Source organism: Stenotrophomonas hibiscicola ATCC 19867 (assembly GCF_000382065.1).
Lineage (GTDB): Bacteria > Pseudomonadota > Gammaproteobacteria > Xanthomonadales > Xanthomonadaceae > Stenotrophomonas > Stenotrophomonas hibiscicola.
Genome location: NZ_KB907508.1, coordinates 1 through 16712, shown reverse-complemented (window position 1 = coordinate 16712; position 16712 = coordinate 1). Strand labels below are relative to the sequence as shown.

The window sequence follows — 16712 nt, the reverse complement described above, 5'->3', positions numbered from 1 at the left end:
GCGTAGTGACGGATCGGGGATTCGTATTCGACGTGCGCGGTCGAGATCGTGATGCCACGCGCCTTTTCTTCCGGCGCGGCGTCGATCGAGGAGTAATCCTTGAACTCGCCACCGAAGCGCTCGGCACCGATCTTGGTCAGTGCAGCGGTCAGCGTGGTCTTGCCGTGGTCGACGTGACCGATGGTGCCGACGTTGACGTGCGGCTTGGTGCGCTCGAACTTACCCTTTGCCATTGTTCTATACCTTGATTGTTCGTAAATGGTTTCAAGAGAGGCTGAGCGAGGCTCAGCCCTTCTTCATGACGGCTTCGGCGATGTTGGTCGGAGCCGGCTCGTAGTGATCGAATTCCATGGTGAAGGTGGCGCGGCCCTGGGTCTGCGAACGCAGCGCAGTGGCGTAGCCGAACATTTCACCCAGCGGGATCATCGCGTTGATGATGCTGGCCGAACCGTCACCGGTGGTGTCGGAACCCTGCAGCACGCCGCGACGACGGCTGACGTCGCCCATCACGTCACCCTGGTAATCCTCCGGGGTCACGATCTCGACCTTCATGATCGGCTCCAGCAGCACCGGCTTGGCCTTGGCGAAGCCCTGCTTGAAGGCCATCGACGAAGCCAGCTTGAACGCCATTTCCGAGGAGTCGACGTCGTGGTACGAACCGAACACCAGCTTCACCTTGACGTCCACGACCGGGAAGCCAGCCAGCGGGCCGCTGGTGATGGTTTCGCGCAGGCCCTTTTCAACCGACGGAATGAATTCCTTCGGGATCACGCCGCCGGTGATGTCGTTGATGAACAGGAAATCGTCCTTGATCATCGGAGCGATCTTCGGATCGGCACGATCTTCAGCGGTGATCGGCGACAGCTCGATCACGACGTGACCGTACTGACCCTTACCACCGGACTGCTTGGCGTGCTTGTAGTCCGACTTGACGTCAGCCAGGGTGATGGTTTCGCGGTAGGCCACCTGCGGCGCGCCGACGTTGGCTTCAACGTTGAACTCGCGCTTCAGGCGGTCGACGATGATGTCCAGGTGCAGCTCGCCCATGCCCGAGATGATGGTCTGGCCGGATTCTTCGTCGGTCTTGACGCGGAACGACGGATCTTCCTGCGCCAGGCGACCCAGCGCCAGACCCATCTTTTCCTGGTCCGACTTGGTCTTCGGCTCGACGGCCATCGAGATCACCGGCTCCGGGAACGTCATGCGCTCCAGGATGATCGGCGCATCCACGGCGCACAGGGTGTCACCGGTGGTGGTGTCCTTCAGGCCCACGGCAGCAGCGATGTCACCAGCCAGAACTTCCTTGATTTCCTCGCGGTTGTTCGAGTGCATCTGCAGGATGCGGCCGATGCGCTCCTTCTTGCCCTTCACCGAGTTCAGCACGGTGTCGCCACCGTTCAGGGTGCCCGAGTAGACACGGAAGAAGGTCAGCGCGCCGACGAACGGGTCGGTGATGATCTTGAAGGCCAGCGACGAGAACGGCGCCTTGTCGTCCGACTTGCGGGTCATTTCGACGGTGTCGTCGTCAACGTCCACGCCCTTCACGTCCGGCACGTCGACCGGCGACGGCAGCAGCTGGATCACGCCGTCCAGCATGGCCTGCACGCCCTTGTTCTTGAAGGCCGAGCCGCAGTACATCGGCACGATCTCGGTGGCCAGGGTACGGGTACGCAGCGCGTTGATGATTTCGGCCTCGGCCAGCTCTTCGCCGCCCAGGTACTTTTCCATCAGCTCTTCGCTGGCTTCGGCAGCGGTCTCGACCATGAACTGGCGAGCTTCTTCCGCAGCCGCCTGCAGATCGGCCGGGATGTCGCTGTACTCGAACTTCATGCCCTGCGAGGCTTCATCCCAGTGGATGGCCTTCATCTTCAGCAGGTCGACAACGCCCTTGAAGTTGTCTTCAGCGCCGATCGGCAGCTGCATCGGCACGGCAACCGCGCCCAGCTTGGCCTTCAGCTGGCCGACGACCTTCTGGAAGTTGGCACCGGTGCGGTCCATCTTGTTGACGAACGCGATGCGCGGCACGTGGTACTTGTTGGCCTGGCGCCACACGGTTTCCGACTGCGGCTGCACGCCACCGACGGCGCACAGGACGAAGACGGCACCGTCGAGCACGCGCAGCGAGCGCTCCACTTCGATGGTGAAGTCGACGTGCCCCGGGGTGTCGATGATGTTGAAGCGGTGCTCCGGCAGGGACTTGTCCATGCCCTTCCAGAACGCGGTGGTGGCAGCGGACTGGATCGTGATGCCACGCTCCTGCTCCTGCTCCATCCAGTCCATGGTGGCGGCGCCGTCGTGCACTTCACCGATCTTGTGGCTCTTGCCGGTGTAGAACAGGATGCGCTCGGACGTGGTGGTCTTGCCGGCATCGATGTGAGCCATGATGCCGAAGTTACGGTAACGCTCGATGGGAGTGGAACGGGCCACGGGAGCCTCTCAGATTTCTTGGATTTCGGATGGCCGAACGCCGCCTTTCGGCGGCCTTCGGATTGGCGCAGTCTTTCTGGGACCGCGAGGCAGCACGCACCGAAGTGGTGCTGCCCTGCCTGTTTTACAAGGCCGTCAAACTCACCAGCGGTAGTGGGCGAATGCCTTGTTGGCTTCGGCCATGCGGTGGGTTTCTTCGCGCTTCTTGATGGCGCCGCCACGGTTTTCCGAGGCGTCGATCAGTTCAGCAGCCAGCTTCTTCGGCATGGTGTTCTCGCCGCGCTTGCGCGCGGAGTCGATCAGCCAGCGCATGGCCAGGGCCATCTTGCGCGACGAACGCACTTCGACCGGCACCTGGTAGGTGGCACCACCGACGCGGCGCGACTTGACTTCGACCGCCGGAGCGACGTTGTCCAGAGCCTTCTGCACCAGTTCAATGGCGTTGGCGCTGCTGTTCTTCTCGGTGATCACGTCCATGGCGCCGTACACGATCTTCTCGGCGACGGACTTCTTGCCGCTCTGCATGACCATGTTGATGAAACGGGCGATGGTTTCGCTTCCGTGCTTCGGATCGGGCAGGACGGAACGCTGCGGAGTATTACCCTTACGCGACATTGTGCTCTCTCCTTATGCCTTCGGACGCTTGGCGCCGTACTTGGAACGGGCCTGGCGACGCTTGGCAACGCCGGCGGCGTCGAGCGAGCCACGAACGGTGTGGTAACGCACACCCGGCAGGTCCTTGACGCGACCGCCGCGGATCAGGACCACGGAGTGCTCCTGCAGGTTGTGGCCTTCACCACCGATGTAGGAAATCACTTCTTCCTGGTTGGTCAGGCGGACCTTGGCAACCTTGCGCAGAGCCGAGTTCGGCTTCTTCGGAGTGGTGGTGTAGACACGGGTGCAGACGCCACGGCGCTGCGGGCACTTGTCGAGCGCCGGCGAGGCACTCTTGTAGGTGGTCGCTTGCCGCGGCTTGCGGACCAGCTGGTTGATCGTCGCCATCAGTAGGTTCTTCTGATTGGTGGCCGGAAAATCCGGCCAGAGATGCGGAAATGTTAAAGCAGGCCAAAATTCTGGCCTGCTGAGACAGACGATTGTAGCAACCTGCCAGGAAAGCAGTCAAACGCCTCCTGTCAAGCCCGCTCCTGATCCCGGAACGTTACTGGGGGGCCTCCATGTACCCCGTTCAGGTTGGCGGGGTGAACCACGAGGTCCATCCTGCCCTGCGCCGGTAGAGTCGACTGTTAGCCGACTCTCGATGGCAGTCGACCAACAGTCGACTCTACCGCCCGGGTGGTCCGGCCTTGCGGCCGGACCGGATGCATCATTCTTCGCCCGAGGCCTGTTCAGCTTCGGCTTCAACCACCGCTGCCTCGACCGCAGCCGGAGTGCCGGCCAGGGTCTGCATTTCCGACTCGGTAAGGCCGGAGGCGCCGCGGCGGCGGTTGCTGTGGTACGCCAGGCCGGTACCGGCCGGAATCAGGCGACCCACGATGACGTTTTCCTTCAGGCCGCGCAGGTTGTCCGAGGTGCCGCGGACGGCCGCTTCGGTCAACACACGGGTGGTTTCCTGGAACGACGCGGCCGAGATGAACGATTCAGTCGCCAGCGAGGCCTTGGTGATACCCAGCAGCACCGGATCGAAACGAGCCGGCAGCTCGTTGCGGGCCGCGAGGCGCGCATTCTCCTCGATAACGCGCTGGCGCTCCACCTGTTCGCCGTTCAGGAACTTGCTGCTGCCCTGGTCGGTGATCTCGACCTTGCGCAGCATCTGGCGGGTGATCACCTCGATGTGCTTGTCGTTGATCTTCACGCCCTGCAGGCGATACACGTCCTGGATTTCCTTCACCAGGTAGGCAGCCAGCGGTTCGACACCCAGCAGGCGCAGGATGTCCTGCGGGCTCGGCTCGCCGTCCACGATGGTTTCACCCTTGGTGACATGCTCGCCTTCGAACACGATGACCTGGCGGTACTTCGGGATCAGCTCTTCGTGCTCCGAACCATCGGTGTCCTTGATGATCAGGCGCTGCTTGCCCTTGGTGTCCTTGCCGAAGCTGATGATGCCCGAACGCTCGGCCAGCACCGCCGGATCCTTCGGCTTGCGGGCTTCGAACAGATCGGCCACGCGCGGCAGACCACCGGTGATGTCGCGGGTCTTCGACGCTTCCTGCGGAATCTTGGCGACCACGTCACCCACGCCGACGGCAGCGCCGTCCTGCAGGTTGACGATCGAGCGCGGCGGCAGCAGGTACTGCGCCGGCAGATCGGTGCCCGGGATCGACAGGTCATTGCCCTTGGCGTCGACGATGCGCACGATCGGGCGCAGGTCCTTGGCCTGGGTACCACGACGCTTCGGATCGGTGATTTCGCGCGAGGCAAGGCCGGTCAGCTCGTCGGTCTTCTCGATGACGGTGATGCCGTCGACGAAGTCGATGAAGCGGATGAAGCCGGCCACTTCCGACACGATCGGGTGGTTATGCGGATCCCAGTTGGCCACGGTCTGGCCAGCCTTGATCGCATCACCGTCCTTGGACGTGATGGTCGCACCGTACGGCAGCTTGTAACGCTCACGCTCACGACCGTGGGCATCGAGCACCGAGATTTCGCCCGAGCGCGACACCGCCACCAGCGAGCCGTTGGCGTGCTCGACCGACTTGAGGTTGCTGAACTTGACCGAGCCGGTGGTCTTGACGGTGATGTTGTCGACCGCAGCAGCTCGCGACGCCGCACCACCGATGTGGAACGTACGCATGGTCAGCTGGGTACCCGGCTCACCGATGGACTGGGCGGCGATGACGCCGACCGCTTCACCGATGTTGACCAGGTGGCCGCGGGCCAGATCGCGGCCGTAGCAGCGCGAGCAGACACCGAAGGCCGATTCGCAGGAGATGGTCGAGCGGACCTTGATGGTCTGCACGCCGGCATCTTCCAGCTTGGCCACCCAGGCTTCGTCCAGCAGGGTGTTGCGGGTGACGATCGGATCTTCATCGTTGCCCGGCAGGAACACGTCCTCGGCCACCACGCGACCCAGCACGCGGTCCTTCAGCGGCTCGACCACGTCGCCGCCTTCCACGATCGGGGTCATGATCAGGCCTTCGGTGGTACCGCAATCCACCTCGGTGATCACCACGTCCTGCGCGACGTCGACCAGACGACGGGTCAGGTAACCCGAGTTCGCGGTCTTCAGCGCGGTATCGGCCAGACCCTTACGGGCACCGTGGGTGGAGTTGAAGTACTCCTGCACGTTCAGGCCTTCGCGGAAGTTCGCCTTGATGGGCGTCTCGATGATCGAGCCGTCCGGGCGGGCCATCAGGCCGCGCATGCCGGCCAGCTGACGGATCTGCGCCTGCGAACCACGCGCACCGGAGTCGGCCATGATGTACAGCGAGTTCATCGACTTCTGGTCGATGGTCTCACCCTTGGCATTGACCACCTTCTCGGTACCGATGGTGTCCATCATCGCCTTGGCGATGCGCTCGTTGGTGCGCGACCAGATGTCGACCACCTTGTTGTAGCGCTCGCCGGCGGTGACCAGGCCCGACTGGTACTGCTCCTGGATTTCCAGCACTTCGGCTTCGGCCTCGGTGAGGATGCCCTTCTTCTCGTCCGGGATCAGCATGTCGTCGATGCCGATCGAGACGCCGGCACGGGTCGCGTAGGCGAAGCCGGTGTACATCAGCTTGTCAGCGAACACGACCGTGTCCTTCAGGCCCAGCTGGCGGTAGCTGGAGTTGATCAGGCGGCTGATGTTCTTCTTGGTCAGTTCGACATTGGCCAGCGCGAACGGCAGGCCTTCCGGCAGGATTTCAGCCAGCAGGGCGCGACCGATCGTGGTGTCCACGATCGAGGTCTTGTTCTGCTTGTTGCCATCTTCGTCGGTCACCACCTCGGTGATGCGGACCTTGACCTTGGCGTGCAGTTCCACCACGCGGTTGTCGTAGGCGCGCTTGACTTCGGCGATGTTGGCGAAGGCCATGCCCTCGCCCTTCTTGTTCTCCAGCGAGCGGGTCATGTAGTACAGACCCAGCACGACGTCCTGCGACGGCACGATGATCGGCTCGCCGTTGGCCGGCGACAGGATGTTGTTGGTCGACATCATCAGCGCACGCGCTTCCAGCTGGGCTTCCAGCGAGAGCGGCACGTGGACGGCCATCTGGTCACCGTCGAAGTCGGCGTTGAACGCGGTGCAGACCAGCGGGTGCAGCTGGATGGCCTTGCCTTCGATCAGCACCGGCTCGAACGCCTGGATACCCAGACGGTGCAGGGTCGGCGCACGGTTCAGCATCACCGGATGCTCGCGGATGACCTCTTCCAGGATGTCCCAGACTTCGGCTTCTTCGCGCTCGACCAGCTTCTTGGCGGCCTTGATGGTGGTGGCCAGGCCACGACGCTGCAGCTTGGCGAAGACGAACGGCTTGAACAGCTCGAGCGCCATCTTCTTCGGCAGGCCGCACTGGTGCAGGCGCAGGTACGGGCCGACCACGATGACCGAACGGCCCGAGTAGTCGACGCGCTTGCCGAGCAGGTTCTGGCGGAAGCGACCCTGCTTGCCCTTGATCATGTCGGCCAGCGACTTCAGCGGGCGCTTGTTGGTGCCGGTGATGGCACGGCCACGACGGCCGTTGTCCAGCAGCGCATCGACCGACTCCTGCAGCATGCGCTTTTCATTGCGCACGATGATGTCCGGCGCGCTCAGTTCGAGCAGGCGGCGCAGGCGGTTGTTGCGGTTGATGACGCGGCGGTACAGGTCGTTCAGGTCGGAAGTCGCGAAGCGGCCGCCATCCAGCGGGACCAGCGGACGCAGGTCCGGCGGCAGCACCGGCAGCACGGTCATGACCATCCATTCCGGACGGTTGCCCGATTCCAGGAAGGCTTCGATCAGCTTGATGCGCTTGGTGAGGCGCTTGAGCTTGGTTTCCGAACCGGTAGCGGCGATTTCCTCGCGCAGGCGGGTCATTTCCGACTGCAGGTCGATCGTGCGCAGCAGTTCGTACACGGCCTCGGCGCCCATGGCGGCGTCGAAGTCGTCACCGTGCTCCTGGCGGGCCTGCAGGTACTGTTCTTCGGTCAGCAGCTGGCGGCGTTCCAGGGCGGTCAGGCCCGGCTCGGTCACCACGTAGGCTTCGAAATACAGCACGCGCTCGATGTCGCGCAGGGTCATGTCCAGCATCAGGCCGATGCGCGACGGCAGCGACTTGAGGAACCAGATGTGGGCGACCGGCGAAGCCAGGTCGATATGGCCCATGCGCTCGCGGCGCACCTTGGCCAGGGTCACTTCGGTGCCGCACTTTTCGCAGACCACACCGCGGTGCTTCATGCGCTTGTACTTGCCGCACAGGCACTCGTAGTCCTTCACCGGTCCGAAGATGGCGGCGCAGAACAGGCCGTCACGTTCCGGCTTGAAGGTGCGGTAGTTGATGGTTTCCGGCTTCTTCACTTCGCCGAAGGACCACGAACGGATCAGGTCCGGCGAGGCCAGCGCGATCTTGATCGCGTCGAAGTCCAGCGTCTGGCGCTGCTGGTTGAAGAGGTTGAGCAGGTCTTTCATGGTGTTCTCCAGAAGGAGGAATGCTGTGTCGATGGGCTTTCAGTTCACTGCCAGCGGCGCGGCGGTGGAGGCCGCCGCGCCGGCATGGATCAGTTGTCTTCCAGTTCCATGTTGATGGCCAGCGAGCGGATTTCCTTCACGAGCACGTTGAAGGATTCCGGCATGCCCGCGACCATCTCGTGCTCACCGTCGACGATGTTCTTGTACATCTGGTTGCGGCCCTGCACGTCGTCGGACTTAACCGTCAACATTTCCTGCAGGGTGTAGGCCGCGCCGTAGGCTTCGAGCGCCCAGACTTCCATTTCACCGAAGCGCTGGCCGCCGAACTGCGCCTTGCCGCCCAGCGGCTGCTGGGTGACGAGCGAGTACGGGCCGGTCGAACGGGCGTGCATCTTGTCGTCGACCAGGTGGTTCAGCTTCAGGTAGTGCATGTAACCAACCGTGGTGTGGCGATCGAATGCTTCACCGGTGCGGCCGTCGTACAGCTGGGTCTGGCCACTGCTCGGCAGGTCGGCCAGTTCCAGCATGCGCTTGATTTCCGCTTCGGTGGCGCCGTCGAACACCGGGGTGGCCATCGGCACGCCGTCGGTCAGGTTGCGGGCCAGGCGCAGCAGCTCCTCGTCGCTGAACTGCGACAGGTCGACACGGTTGGCCACGTTGGTATCGTCGTGGTTGTAGATGTCGTCCAGGAACTTGCGCAGGTCGGCCACCGCCGCCTGGGCTTCCAGCATCGCCTGGATCTTGCGACCCAGGCCCTTGGCGGCCCAGCCCAGGTGCACTTCCAGGATCTGGCCGATGTTCATGCGCGACGGCACGCCCAGCGGGTTCAGCACGATATCCACGGTTTCGCCCGAGGCCATGTACGGCATGTCCTCGACCGGCACCACGTTGGAGACCACACCCTTGTTGCCGTGGCGGCCGGCCATCTTGTCGCCCGGCTGGATGCGGCGCTTCACGGCCAGGAACACCTTGACCATCTTCAGCACGCCCGGGGCGAGGTCGTCACCGGCGGTGATCTTGCCGCGCTTGTCGGCGAAGCGACGCTCGAATTCCTTCTCGTGCGCCTGGATCTGCTTCTGTGCGCGCTCGATGGCTTCCGAAGCGTCTTCGTCCTTCATGCGCAGGGCGAACCAGTCAGCCTTCTTCAGGCCATCCAGGAACGCGTCGGTGATCACGTCACCCTTCTTCAGGCCAGCGCCACCGTTGACCACCTTGCCCACGATCTGCGAACGCAGACGCATGTAGATGGCGGCCTCCAGGATGCGGAACTGGTCGTCGAAGTCCTTCTTGACGCGCTTGATTTCAGACTCTTCGATCTGGCGGGCGCGCTTGTCCTTCTCGATGCCGTCGCGGGTGAAGACCTGCACGTCGATGACGGTGCCGTCCATGCCCGGCGGAACGCGCAGCGAGCTATCCTTCACGTCCGAAGCCTTCTCGCCGAAGATCGCGCGCAGCAGCTTCTCTTCCGGAGTCAGCTGGCTCTCGCCCTTCGGGGTGACCTTGCCGACCAGGATGTCGCCGGCACGGACTTCCGCACCGATGTACACCACGCCGCTCTCGTCCAGGCGGTTCAGCGCCTGCTCGGAGACGTTCGGGATGTCGGCGGAGATTTCCTCCGGCCCCAGCTTGGTGTCACGCGCGACGCAGGTCAGCTCTTCGATGTGGATCGTGGTGTAACGATCTTCTTCCACCACGCGCTCGGAGAGCAGGATGGAGTCTTCGAAGTTGTAGCCGTTCCACGGCATGAACGCGATCAGCATGTTCTGGCCCAGGGCCAGTTCGCCGATGTCGGTGGACGGACCGTCGGCCAGCACGTCACCGCGGGCGATGACGTCACCCACCTGGACCAGCGGACGCTGGTTGATGCAGGTGTTCTGGTTCGAACGGGTGTACTTGACCAGGTTGTAGATGTCCACGCCCGCGTCGGTGGCGCCAACGATCTCTTCCTCGTTGACCTTGACCACGATGCGGGCTGCGTCGATCTGCACGATCTCGCCACCACGGCGGGCGTTCACGGTCACGCCGGAGTCACGCGCCACGGCGCGCTCGATGCCTGTACCCACCAGCGGCTTCTGCGCGCGCAGGGTCGGCACGGCCTGACGCTGCATGTTGGCGCCCATCAGTGCGCGGTTGGCGTCATCGTGCTCCAGGAACGGAACCAGCGCGGCCGCGATCGACACGGTCTGCATCGGCGAGACGTCCATGAAGTGCACTTCCGCCGGCGGCTTCAGCAGCGATTCGCCCTGGAAGCGGCACGGCACGAACTGCTCGGTCAGGGTGCCCTTGGCGTCGGTCAGCGCGTTGGCCTGCGCAATGACGTACTCGTTTTCTTCGATCGCCGACAGGAACTCGACTTCGTCATAGACCTTGCCGTCCACGACCTTTCGGTACGGGGTCTCGAGGAAACCGTACTGGTTGGTGCGGGCGTACACGGCCAGCGAGTTGATCAGGCCGATGTTCGGGCCTTCCGGGGTTTCGATGGTGCAGACGCGGCCGTAATGGGTCGGGTGCACGTCGCGCACTTCGAAGCCGGCGCGCTCGCGGGTCAGGCCGCCCGGGCCCAGGGCCGAGACGCGACGCTTGTGCGTTACTTCCGACAGCGGGTTGTTCTGATCCATGAACTGCGACAGCTGCGAGGAGCCGAAGAACTCCTTGATGGCAGCGGCGACCGGCTTGGCGTTGATCAGCTCCTGAGGGGTCAGGCCTTCCGACTCGGCCATCGACAGGCGCTCCTTGACCGCGCGCTCGACGCGGACCAGGCCCACGCGGAACACGTTCTCGGCCATTTCACCGACCGAACGCACGCGACGATTGCCCAGGTGATCGATGTCGTCGACCACGCCGCGACCGTTGCGGATCTCGGTCAGGACCTTGATCACGTCGAGGATGTCGGAGCTGTCGCCGTGGGCGGCGACCAGGCGCTTGGACTCTTCGTCGTTGCGCTCACCGAAGTACTTGCTGTCGTACAGCACGGCTTCGCCGGTGGTTTCCTTGCGGCCCACGCGACGGTTGAACTTCATGCGGCCGACCGCGGACAGGTCGTAGCGCTCGAAGGTGAAGAACAGGTTGTGGAACAGGTTCTGCGCGGCATCCTTGGTCGGCGGCTCGCCCGGACGCATCATGCGGTAGATCTCGACCAGCGCTTCCAGCTGGGTCTTGGTCGGGTCGATGCGCAGGGTGTTGGACAGGTACGGACCACGATCCAGGTCGTTCACCCACAGGGTGCCGACCGCGTCCACGCCGGCCTTGCGGAAGGCCTGCAGCTGTTCGTCGGTGATCTCGTCGTTGGCCTGGGCCAGCAGTTCGCCGGTCGAGGCATCGACCACGTCGTGCGACAGGATGCGGCCGACGATGTAGTCGTCCGGCACGGCCAGGGCGGCGATGCCCGAGGCTTCCAGCTGCTTGATGTGGCGCGCGGTGATGCGCTTGCCGGCTTCCACGATGACCTTGTCGCCGTCGGCGAGGTCGAAGCCCAGGGTTTCGCCACGCAGGCGCTCGGGCACCAGCTCCAGCTGGACGCCTTCATCCGGGTTGATGTGGAAGGTGTTGATCTCGAAGAACTCGGCCAGCATCTCTTCGTTGCTGTAACCAAGCGCGCGCAGCAGGATCGACACCGGCAGCTTGCGGCGGCGGTCGATACGGGTGAACAGCGCATCCTTCGGGTCGAACTCGAAGTCCAGCCAGGAACCGCGGTAAGGAATGATGCGGGCGCTGTACAGCAGCTTGCCCGAGCTGTGGGTCTTGCCGCGGTCGTGGTCGAAGAACACGCCCGGCGAGCGGTGCAGCTGCGAGACGATGACGCGCTCGGTACCGTTGACGATGAAGGTGCCGTTCTCGGTCATCAGCGGGATTTCGCCCAGATAGACCTCCTGCTCCTTCACATACTTGATGGCCTTGGTCGACGACTCACGGTCGTAGATCACCAGGCGCACGGTCACGCGCAGCGGGGCGCCGTAGCTCATGCCACGCTGGCGGCACTCACGCTCGTCGAAGACCGGTTCGCCCAGCTTGTAGCCGACGTATTCCAGGGCAGCGTTGCCGCTGTAGCTGGCGATCGGGAAGACCGACTTCAGCGCAGCGTGCAGGCCGTGGTCCGTGCGCTTGGCCGGATCGACGTTCTCCTGCAGGAATTCACGATAGGAATCCACCTGGATGGCGAGCAGGAACGGCACTTCGAGAATCGAGCGCTGCTTGCCGAAATCCTTGCGGATACGCTTTTTTTCGGTGAACGAATAGGACGTCATGAGGTCTTCCACCTTGTTGTGCGGATCGTGCGCCCACGATCCGAAGGGAACTTGAAATTGTCAGTTGGAAGTCGCTGGTATTGCCGGCACCAGCACGCCTTCTCCCGCTACTTCCAACTGCCAACTCGTCTGCTTCCACTCCCCCGCTGCCGCGCCATGCGCTGGCCTGCCGGGGTTTGACTGCAGCCCGTGTTGGGCTTTTTTCCTGCATTTGAAAAGGTAGAGTCGACTGTTAGTCGACTTCCTTCACAGCAGTCGACTAACAGTCGACTCTACACCACCGCAACAACGACCAAAGGCCGGGGGCTTACGCCCCCAGCCTTGGCTGCATCGCCGCGAATCGATGACGATGCAAGGTAACTGCTTACTTGACTTCGACAGTCGCGCCAGCAGCTTCCAGGTCCTTCTTCATCTTCTCGGCGTCTTCCTTCGAAGCGCCTTCCTTCAGGACGCCACCGGCTTCGGCCAGGTCCTTCGCTTCCTTCAGGCCCAGGCCGGTGATGGCGCGGACGGCCTTGATGACTTCGACCTTCTTGTCGCCGGCCGACTTCAGGGTGACGGTGAACTCGGTCTGCTCTTCAACAGCAGCGGCCGGGCCAGCGGCGGCAGCCACGGCAACCGGAGCAGCGGCGGAGACGCCGAACTTCTCTTCGATGGCCTTGACCAGCTCCATCACTTCCATCAGGGACTTCTCGGCGATGGCGTCGACGATCTGTTCGTTGGTAAGGGACATGATTAATACCTTTGGATGATTTTCTGGGTTGAGGTTCCGTCAGGAACCACGATAAGTCGAAACTCAGGCGGTCTCGGCGGCCGGCTCGGCAGCGTCGGCAGCGACGTCGCCACCACCCTGCTTCTCGCCAACGGCCTTGATGGCGCGGGCAAACATCGTGACCGGCTCGGTCAGGACGCGGGCCAGCATGGCCAGGGCCTGGTCGCGGGTCGGCAGCGAGGCCAGCACTTCGACGTGGCTTGCCGGGAACACTTCGCCACCGATGGCGACGACCTTAGCCTTCAGCTTGTCGTTGCCCTTGGCGGCTTCCTTGATCAGGCGACCGGCAGCGCCGGGCTCCTCGAGCGAGAACGCGTACAGCAGCGGACCAACCATCTGGTCTTGGGCGACTGCGAACTCGGTGCCTTCAACGGCGCGCGAAGCCAGGGTGTTCTTGACAACCTTCAAGAAAACACCGGTTTCACGAGCCTGCTTGCGCATCGCGGTCATCTGGGCGACCGTGGTGCCAGCGTATTCGGCTGCGATCAAGGAGTGGGCCTTGGCGGCGACGTCTGCCAGCTCGGCGACTACTTCTTGCTTCTGGGACAGATTGAGAGCCATTGCACTCCTCCTATTGAACTCCGCTTACGGCTCCTGCCGTGTGCGGTCCTGTGCGGCATCCGTCCTGGACGCCGGGAACATCGGGATGATGTTCCGGGGGTGGGCCGTTCTAGACCTGGAGTGGGCCAACCTGGGGAAACCCAGACGTGCGTGAACCAGAAAAACTCCAGAAGGGCACCATCTACGCAGGGTGATTCCGGGGAATCGATTAAGCGTTCATGACTGCTCCGGCGGCGACTCCTTGCCAGGTCGAGCTTCCCTGCCCGTCGCCGGTATTGCCACGACCGCGCCTGCGGTCTTTGACGGCTACCGCGGGCGATGCACTGCCAGCGATGCCTTCAAATGTCACGGTCACGGCACCGAAGGTACCGTGACCGCTTGAAACAATTACTTCAGGGTCAGCGACGACTGGTCGACGGTGACGCCCGGGCCCATCGTCGAGCTGACCGAAACCTTCTGCAGGTAGGTGCCCTTGGAGGTGGCCGGCTTGGCCTTGATCAGGTCCAGCAGCAGCGCGGTCAGGTTCGACTTCAGCGCGTCTTCGGCGAAGTCGGCCTTGCCGATGGTGCAGTGGATGATGCCGGCCTTGTCGGTACGGTAACGGACCTGGCCCGACTTGGCGTTCTTCACGGCTTCACCCGGGTTCGGGGAAACGGTGCCGACCTTCGGGTTCGGCATCAGGCCACGCGGGCCCAGCACGGTGCCCAGCTTGCCGACGACGCGCATGGCGTCCGGGGTCGCGATGACGACGTCGTAGTTCAGATCGCCGGCCTGCATCTTCTCGGCCAGATCATCCATGCCGACGGCTTCGGCGCCAGCGGCCAGGGCTTCGTCAGCCTTGGCACCGGCCGGAGCGAACACGGCGACGCGGACCGACTTGCCGGTACCGGCCGGCAGCACGGTGGAGCCACGGACCTGCTGGTCGGACTTCTTCGCATCGACGCCCAGGCGCACAGCGACGTCGATCGACTCGACGAACTTGGCCTTGGTGGCGGTCTTCAGGATGTTGATCGCGTCCTCGAAGGCGTATGCCTTGCCCGGGACGACGGCGGCCTTGATGGCCTTCTCACGCTTGGTCTGTGCCATCTTATTAACCCTCCACCACGAGGCCCATGGAACGGGCAGAGCCAGCGATGGTACGCACGGCGGCGTCCAGATCGGCGGCAGTCAGATCCGGTTCCTTCGCCTTGGCGATCTCTTCCAGCTGCTTACGGGTGACCTTGCCGACCTTCTCGGTGTTCGGGCGCTTGGAGCCCGACGAGATGCCAGCAGCCTTCTTCAGCAGGGTGGTGGCCGGGGTGCTCTTGGTGATGAAGGTGAACGTACGGTCCGAATAGGCCGTGATGATCACCGGAACCGGCAGGCCCGGCTCGAGCTTCTGCGTGGCAGCGTTGAACGCCTTGCAGAATTCCATGATGTTCAGACCGCGCTGACCCAGCGCAGGGCCGACCGGCGGCGAGGGGTTGGCCTGACCGGCCTTCACCTGCAGCTTGATGTAACCGACAACTTTCTTTGCCATGTGAGTACTCTCCGGGTGCTAGCGCCTTTCGACAACAGGCTCCCCATCGGACCGGGAATCACGCGTCCCGGCATCGCGTTTTGAAATCATGCTGAAGGCCGCCTTGCGGCGGCCTCATCCTGCTGGCTTCCCAGCGGGGAGCCGCGCACTATATCAGGTTTTTTCTTCACATGCCTGAAGTGGCACATAAACGAGAGAAACCGGGCCAAGCCCGGTTTCTGTTCAGGAGCCGAGCATGGCTCGACTCTGCAGCTGGATCAGACGGCTTTTTCGACCTGGCCGAACTCGAGTTCGACCGGAGTAGCGCGACCGAAGATCAGCACGGAAACGCGCAGACGGCTCTTCTCGTAGTTGACTTCTTCGACGACGCCATTGAAATCGTTGAACGGGCCATCGGTGACGCGGACCATCTGGCCCGGCTCGAACAGCACCTTCGGACGCGGCTTCTCGACACCTTCCTGAACGCGGTTCAGGATGGCCTCGGCCTCGGAATCGGCGATCGGCAGCGGACGGTCGGCGGTGCCGCCGATGAAGCCCATGACGCGCGGGGTTTCCTTGACCAGATGCCAGCTTTCGTTGTCGATGCGCGGAATGCCGGCTTCTTCGTGGGTCTCGATCTGGACCAGCACATAACCCGGGAAGAACTTGCGCTCGGAGCGGCGCTTCTGGCCAGCGCGCATCTCGACCACTTCTTCGGTCGGGACCAGGACATCGCCGAAGCGCTCTTCCATGCCGTCACGGACGATGCGATCGCGCAGGGCCTGCGCCACCGACTTCTCGAAGCCCGAATAGGCGTGAACGACGTACCAACGCTTCATGCAATTCTCCTTAGCGGCTCAGGAACAACTGAACCAGCCACTGAATGACGTAATCGAACCCACCCAGCAACAGACTGAGAATGGTCACCACCACCATCACGACCCAGGTCATGCGGATGGCTTCCTGGCGCGTCGGCCAGACCACCTTGCGCAGTTCGAAGCGCGACTCGGAGAGGAATTCGCGGGTGTCGCGCCCCTTGCCGGTCAGCATGAACACGCCGATACCGCCAACCAGACCGACCACAACCGCCAACGCACGCAGCTGACCCGCCCACGCACCCAGCTGGGTGGCGCGACCGGAATCGGCGGAGAACCAGAACCAGACGAACAGACCGGCCAGCACCAGCAGCGATGCGGCGACGTACTTGACGATATCCCCGCCATTGGCGGAGTTGTCCTTGGAGTGTTCGATCTTGCTATTCATCCGGCTGTGTCTGCTTTAGCGGCCCAGGCCGCTGGATAAGGTGGGCAGATGGCACGCCAGGAGGGACTCGAACCCCCAACCTGCGGTTTTGGAGACCGCTGCTCTGCCAATTGAGCTACTGGCGTACGTGTTGAAACTTGCCTTCCCTTAGACGGCGAAGGCGGACCGAGGTTCCCGGCCCGCCATTCGCGTAACCGGCGGCGCTATGCAACCACCGGCACTGCAGGCTTACTCGATGATCTTCGAGACCACGCCGGCGCCGACGGTGCGGCCGCCTTCGCGGATGGCGAAGCGCAGGCCTTCGTCCATCGCCACCGGGTTGATCAGGGTGACGACCATCTTGACGTTGTCACCCGGCATCACCATTTCGACGCCTTCCGGCAGTGCAGCTGCGCCGGT

General features: G+C 63.3%; 13 protein-coding genes and 1 tRNA gene. All 14 read right to left on the bottom strand.

What is annotated here, in order from left to right:
* A partial coding sequence (locus G370_RS1000000121115) for a GTP-binding protein (RefSeq protein ID WP_242880820.1) occupies positions 1-233 on the bottom strand: 233 nt, incomplete at its 3' end.
* 52 nt (positions 234-285) lie between these two features.
* On the bottom strand, positions 286-2427 hold the full coding sequence (fusA, locus tag G370_RS0120450) for an elongation factor G (RefSeq protein ID WP_019662237.1): 2142 nt from the start codon (positions 2425-2427) through the stop codon (positions 286-288).
* 141 nt (positions 2428-2568) lie between these two features.
* Positions 2569-3042: a 30S ribosomal protein S7 gene (rpsG, locus tag G370_RS0120445; RefSeq protein WP_004145321.1), complete on the bottom strand. Its 474-nt coding sequence runs from the start codon at positions 3040-3042 to the stop codon at positions 2569-2571.
* A gap of 12 nt (positions 3043-3054) precedes the next feature.
* Positions 3055-3429, bottom strand: a complete 375-nt coding sequence (gene rpsL, locus G370_RS0120440; protein WP_004145320.1) for a 30S ribosomal protein S12 — start codon at positions 3427-3429, stop codon at positions 3055-3057.
* A gap of 322 nt (positions 3430-3751) precedes the next feature.
* Complete coding sequence (rpoC, locus tag G370_RS0120435) at positions 3752-7975, bottom strand: DNA-directed RNA polymerase subunit beta' (protein WP_019662236.1); 4224 nt, start codon at positions 7973-7975, stop codon at positions 3752-3754.
* An 89-nt stretch (positions 7976-8064) separates the two neighbouring features.
* Positions 8065-12219, bottom strand: a complete 4155-nt coding sequence (rpoB, locus tag G370_RS0120430) for a DNA-directed RNA polymerase subunit beta (RefSeq protein ID WP_019662235.1) — start codon at positions 12217-12219, stop codon at positions 8065-8067.
* 364 nt (positions 12220-12583) lie between these two features.
* Positions 12584-12952: a 50S ribosomal protein L7/L12 gene (gene rplL, locus G370_RS0120425; RefSeq protein ID WP_005408204.1), complete on the bottom strand. Its 369-nt coding sequence runs from the start codon at positions 12950-12952 to the stop codon at positions 12584-12586.
* Positions 12953-13015: 63 nt separating this feature from the next.
* Complete coding sequence (gene rplJ / locus G370_RS0120420) at positions 13016-13552, bottom strand: 50S ribosomal protein L10 (protein WP_010480377.1); 537 nt, start codon at positions 13550-13552, stop codon at positions 13016-13018.
* A 387-nt stretch (positions 13553-13939) separates the two neighbouring features.
* Complete coding sequence (gene rplA, locus G370_RS0120415; RefSeq protein WP_014646045.1) at positions 13940-14638, bottom strand: 50S ribosomal protein L1; 699 nt, start codon at positions 14636-14638, stop codon at positions 13940-13942.
* Positions 14639-14642: 4 nt separating this feature from the next.
* Complete coding sequence (gene rplK / locus G370_RS0120410) at positions 14643-15071, bottom strand: 50S ribosomal protein L11 (protein ID WP_004145248.1); 429 nt, start codon at positions 15069-15071, stop codon at positions 14643-14645.
* A gap of 257 nt (positions 15072-15328) precedes the next feature.
* Positions 15329-15889 (bottom strand): transcription termination/antitermination protein NusG, encoded by a 561-nt coding sequence (gene nusG / locus G370_RS0120405; RefSeq protein ID WP_004154362.1) that lies wholly within the window; start codon positions 15887-15889, stop codon positions 15329-15331.
* A 10-nt stretch (positions 15890-15899) separates the two neighbouring features.
* Positions 15900-16313 (bottom strand): preprotein translocase subunit SecE, encoded by a 414-nt coding sequence (gene secE / locus G370_RS0120400; RefSeq protein ID WP_005408202.1) that lies wholly within the window; start codon positions 16311-16313, stop codon positions 15900-15902.
* A 49-nt stretch (positions 16314-16362) separates the two neighbouring features.
* Positions 16363-16438: transfer RNA gene (locus tag G370_RS0120395), tRNA-Trp, on the bottom strand.
* A gap of 103 nt (positions 16439-16541) precedes the next feature.
* On the bottom strand, positions 16542-16712 hold a 171-nt coding region (locus G370_RS1000000121485; protein ID WP_019662234.1), incomplete at its 5' end, for an EF-Tu C-terminal domain-related protein.

Coding starts and splice junctions, on each gene's coding strand:
- rpsG (WP_004145321.1), bottom strand. CDS start 3,042: ATGTCGCGTAAGGGTAATACTCCGCAGCGTTCCGTCCTGCCCGATCCG.
- rpsL (WP_004145320.1), bottom strand. CDS start 3,429: ATGGCGACGATCAACCAGCTGGTCCGCAAGCCGCGGCAAGCGACCACC.
- rpoC (WP_019662236.1), bottom strand. CDS start 7,975: ATGAAAGACCTGCTCAACCTCTTCAACCAGCAGCGCCAGACGCTGGAC.
- rpoB (WP_019662235.1), bottom strand. CDS start 12,219: ATGACGTCCTATTCGTTCACCGAAAAAAAGCGTATCCGCAAGGATTTC.
- rplL (WP_005408204.1), bottom strand. CDS start 12,952: ATGTCCCTTACCAACGAACAGATCGTCGACGCCATCGCCGAGAAGTCC.
- rplJ (WP_010480377.1), bottom strand. CDS start 13,552: ATGGCTCTCAATCTGTCCCAGAAGCAAGAAGTAGTCGCCGAGCTGGCA.
- rplA (WP_014646045.1), bottom strand. CDS start 14,638: ATGGCACAGACCAAGCGTGAGAAGGCCATCAAGGCCGCCGTCGTCCCG.
- rplK (WP_004145248.1), bottom strand. CDS start 15,071: ATGGCAAAGAAAGTTGTCGGTTACATCAAGCTGCAGGTGAAGGCCGGT.
- nusG (WP_004154362.1), bottom strand. CDS start 15,889: ATGAAGCGTTGGTACGTCGTTCACGCCTATTCGGGCTTCGAGAAGTCG.
- secE (WP_005408202.1), bottom strand. CDS start 16,313: ATGAATAGCAAGATCGAACACTCCAAGGACAACTCCGCCAATGGCGGG.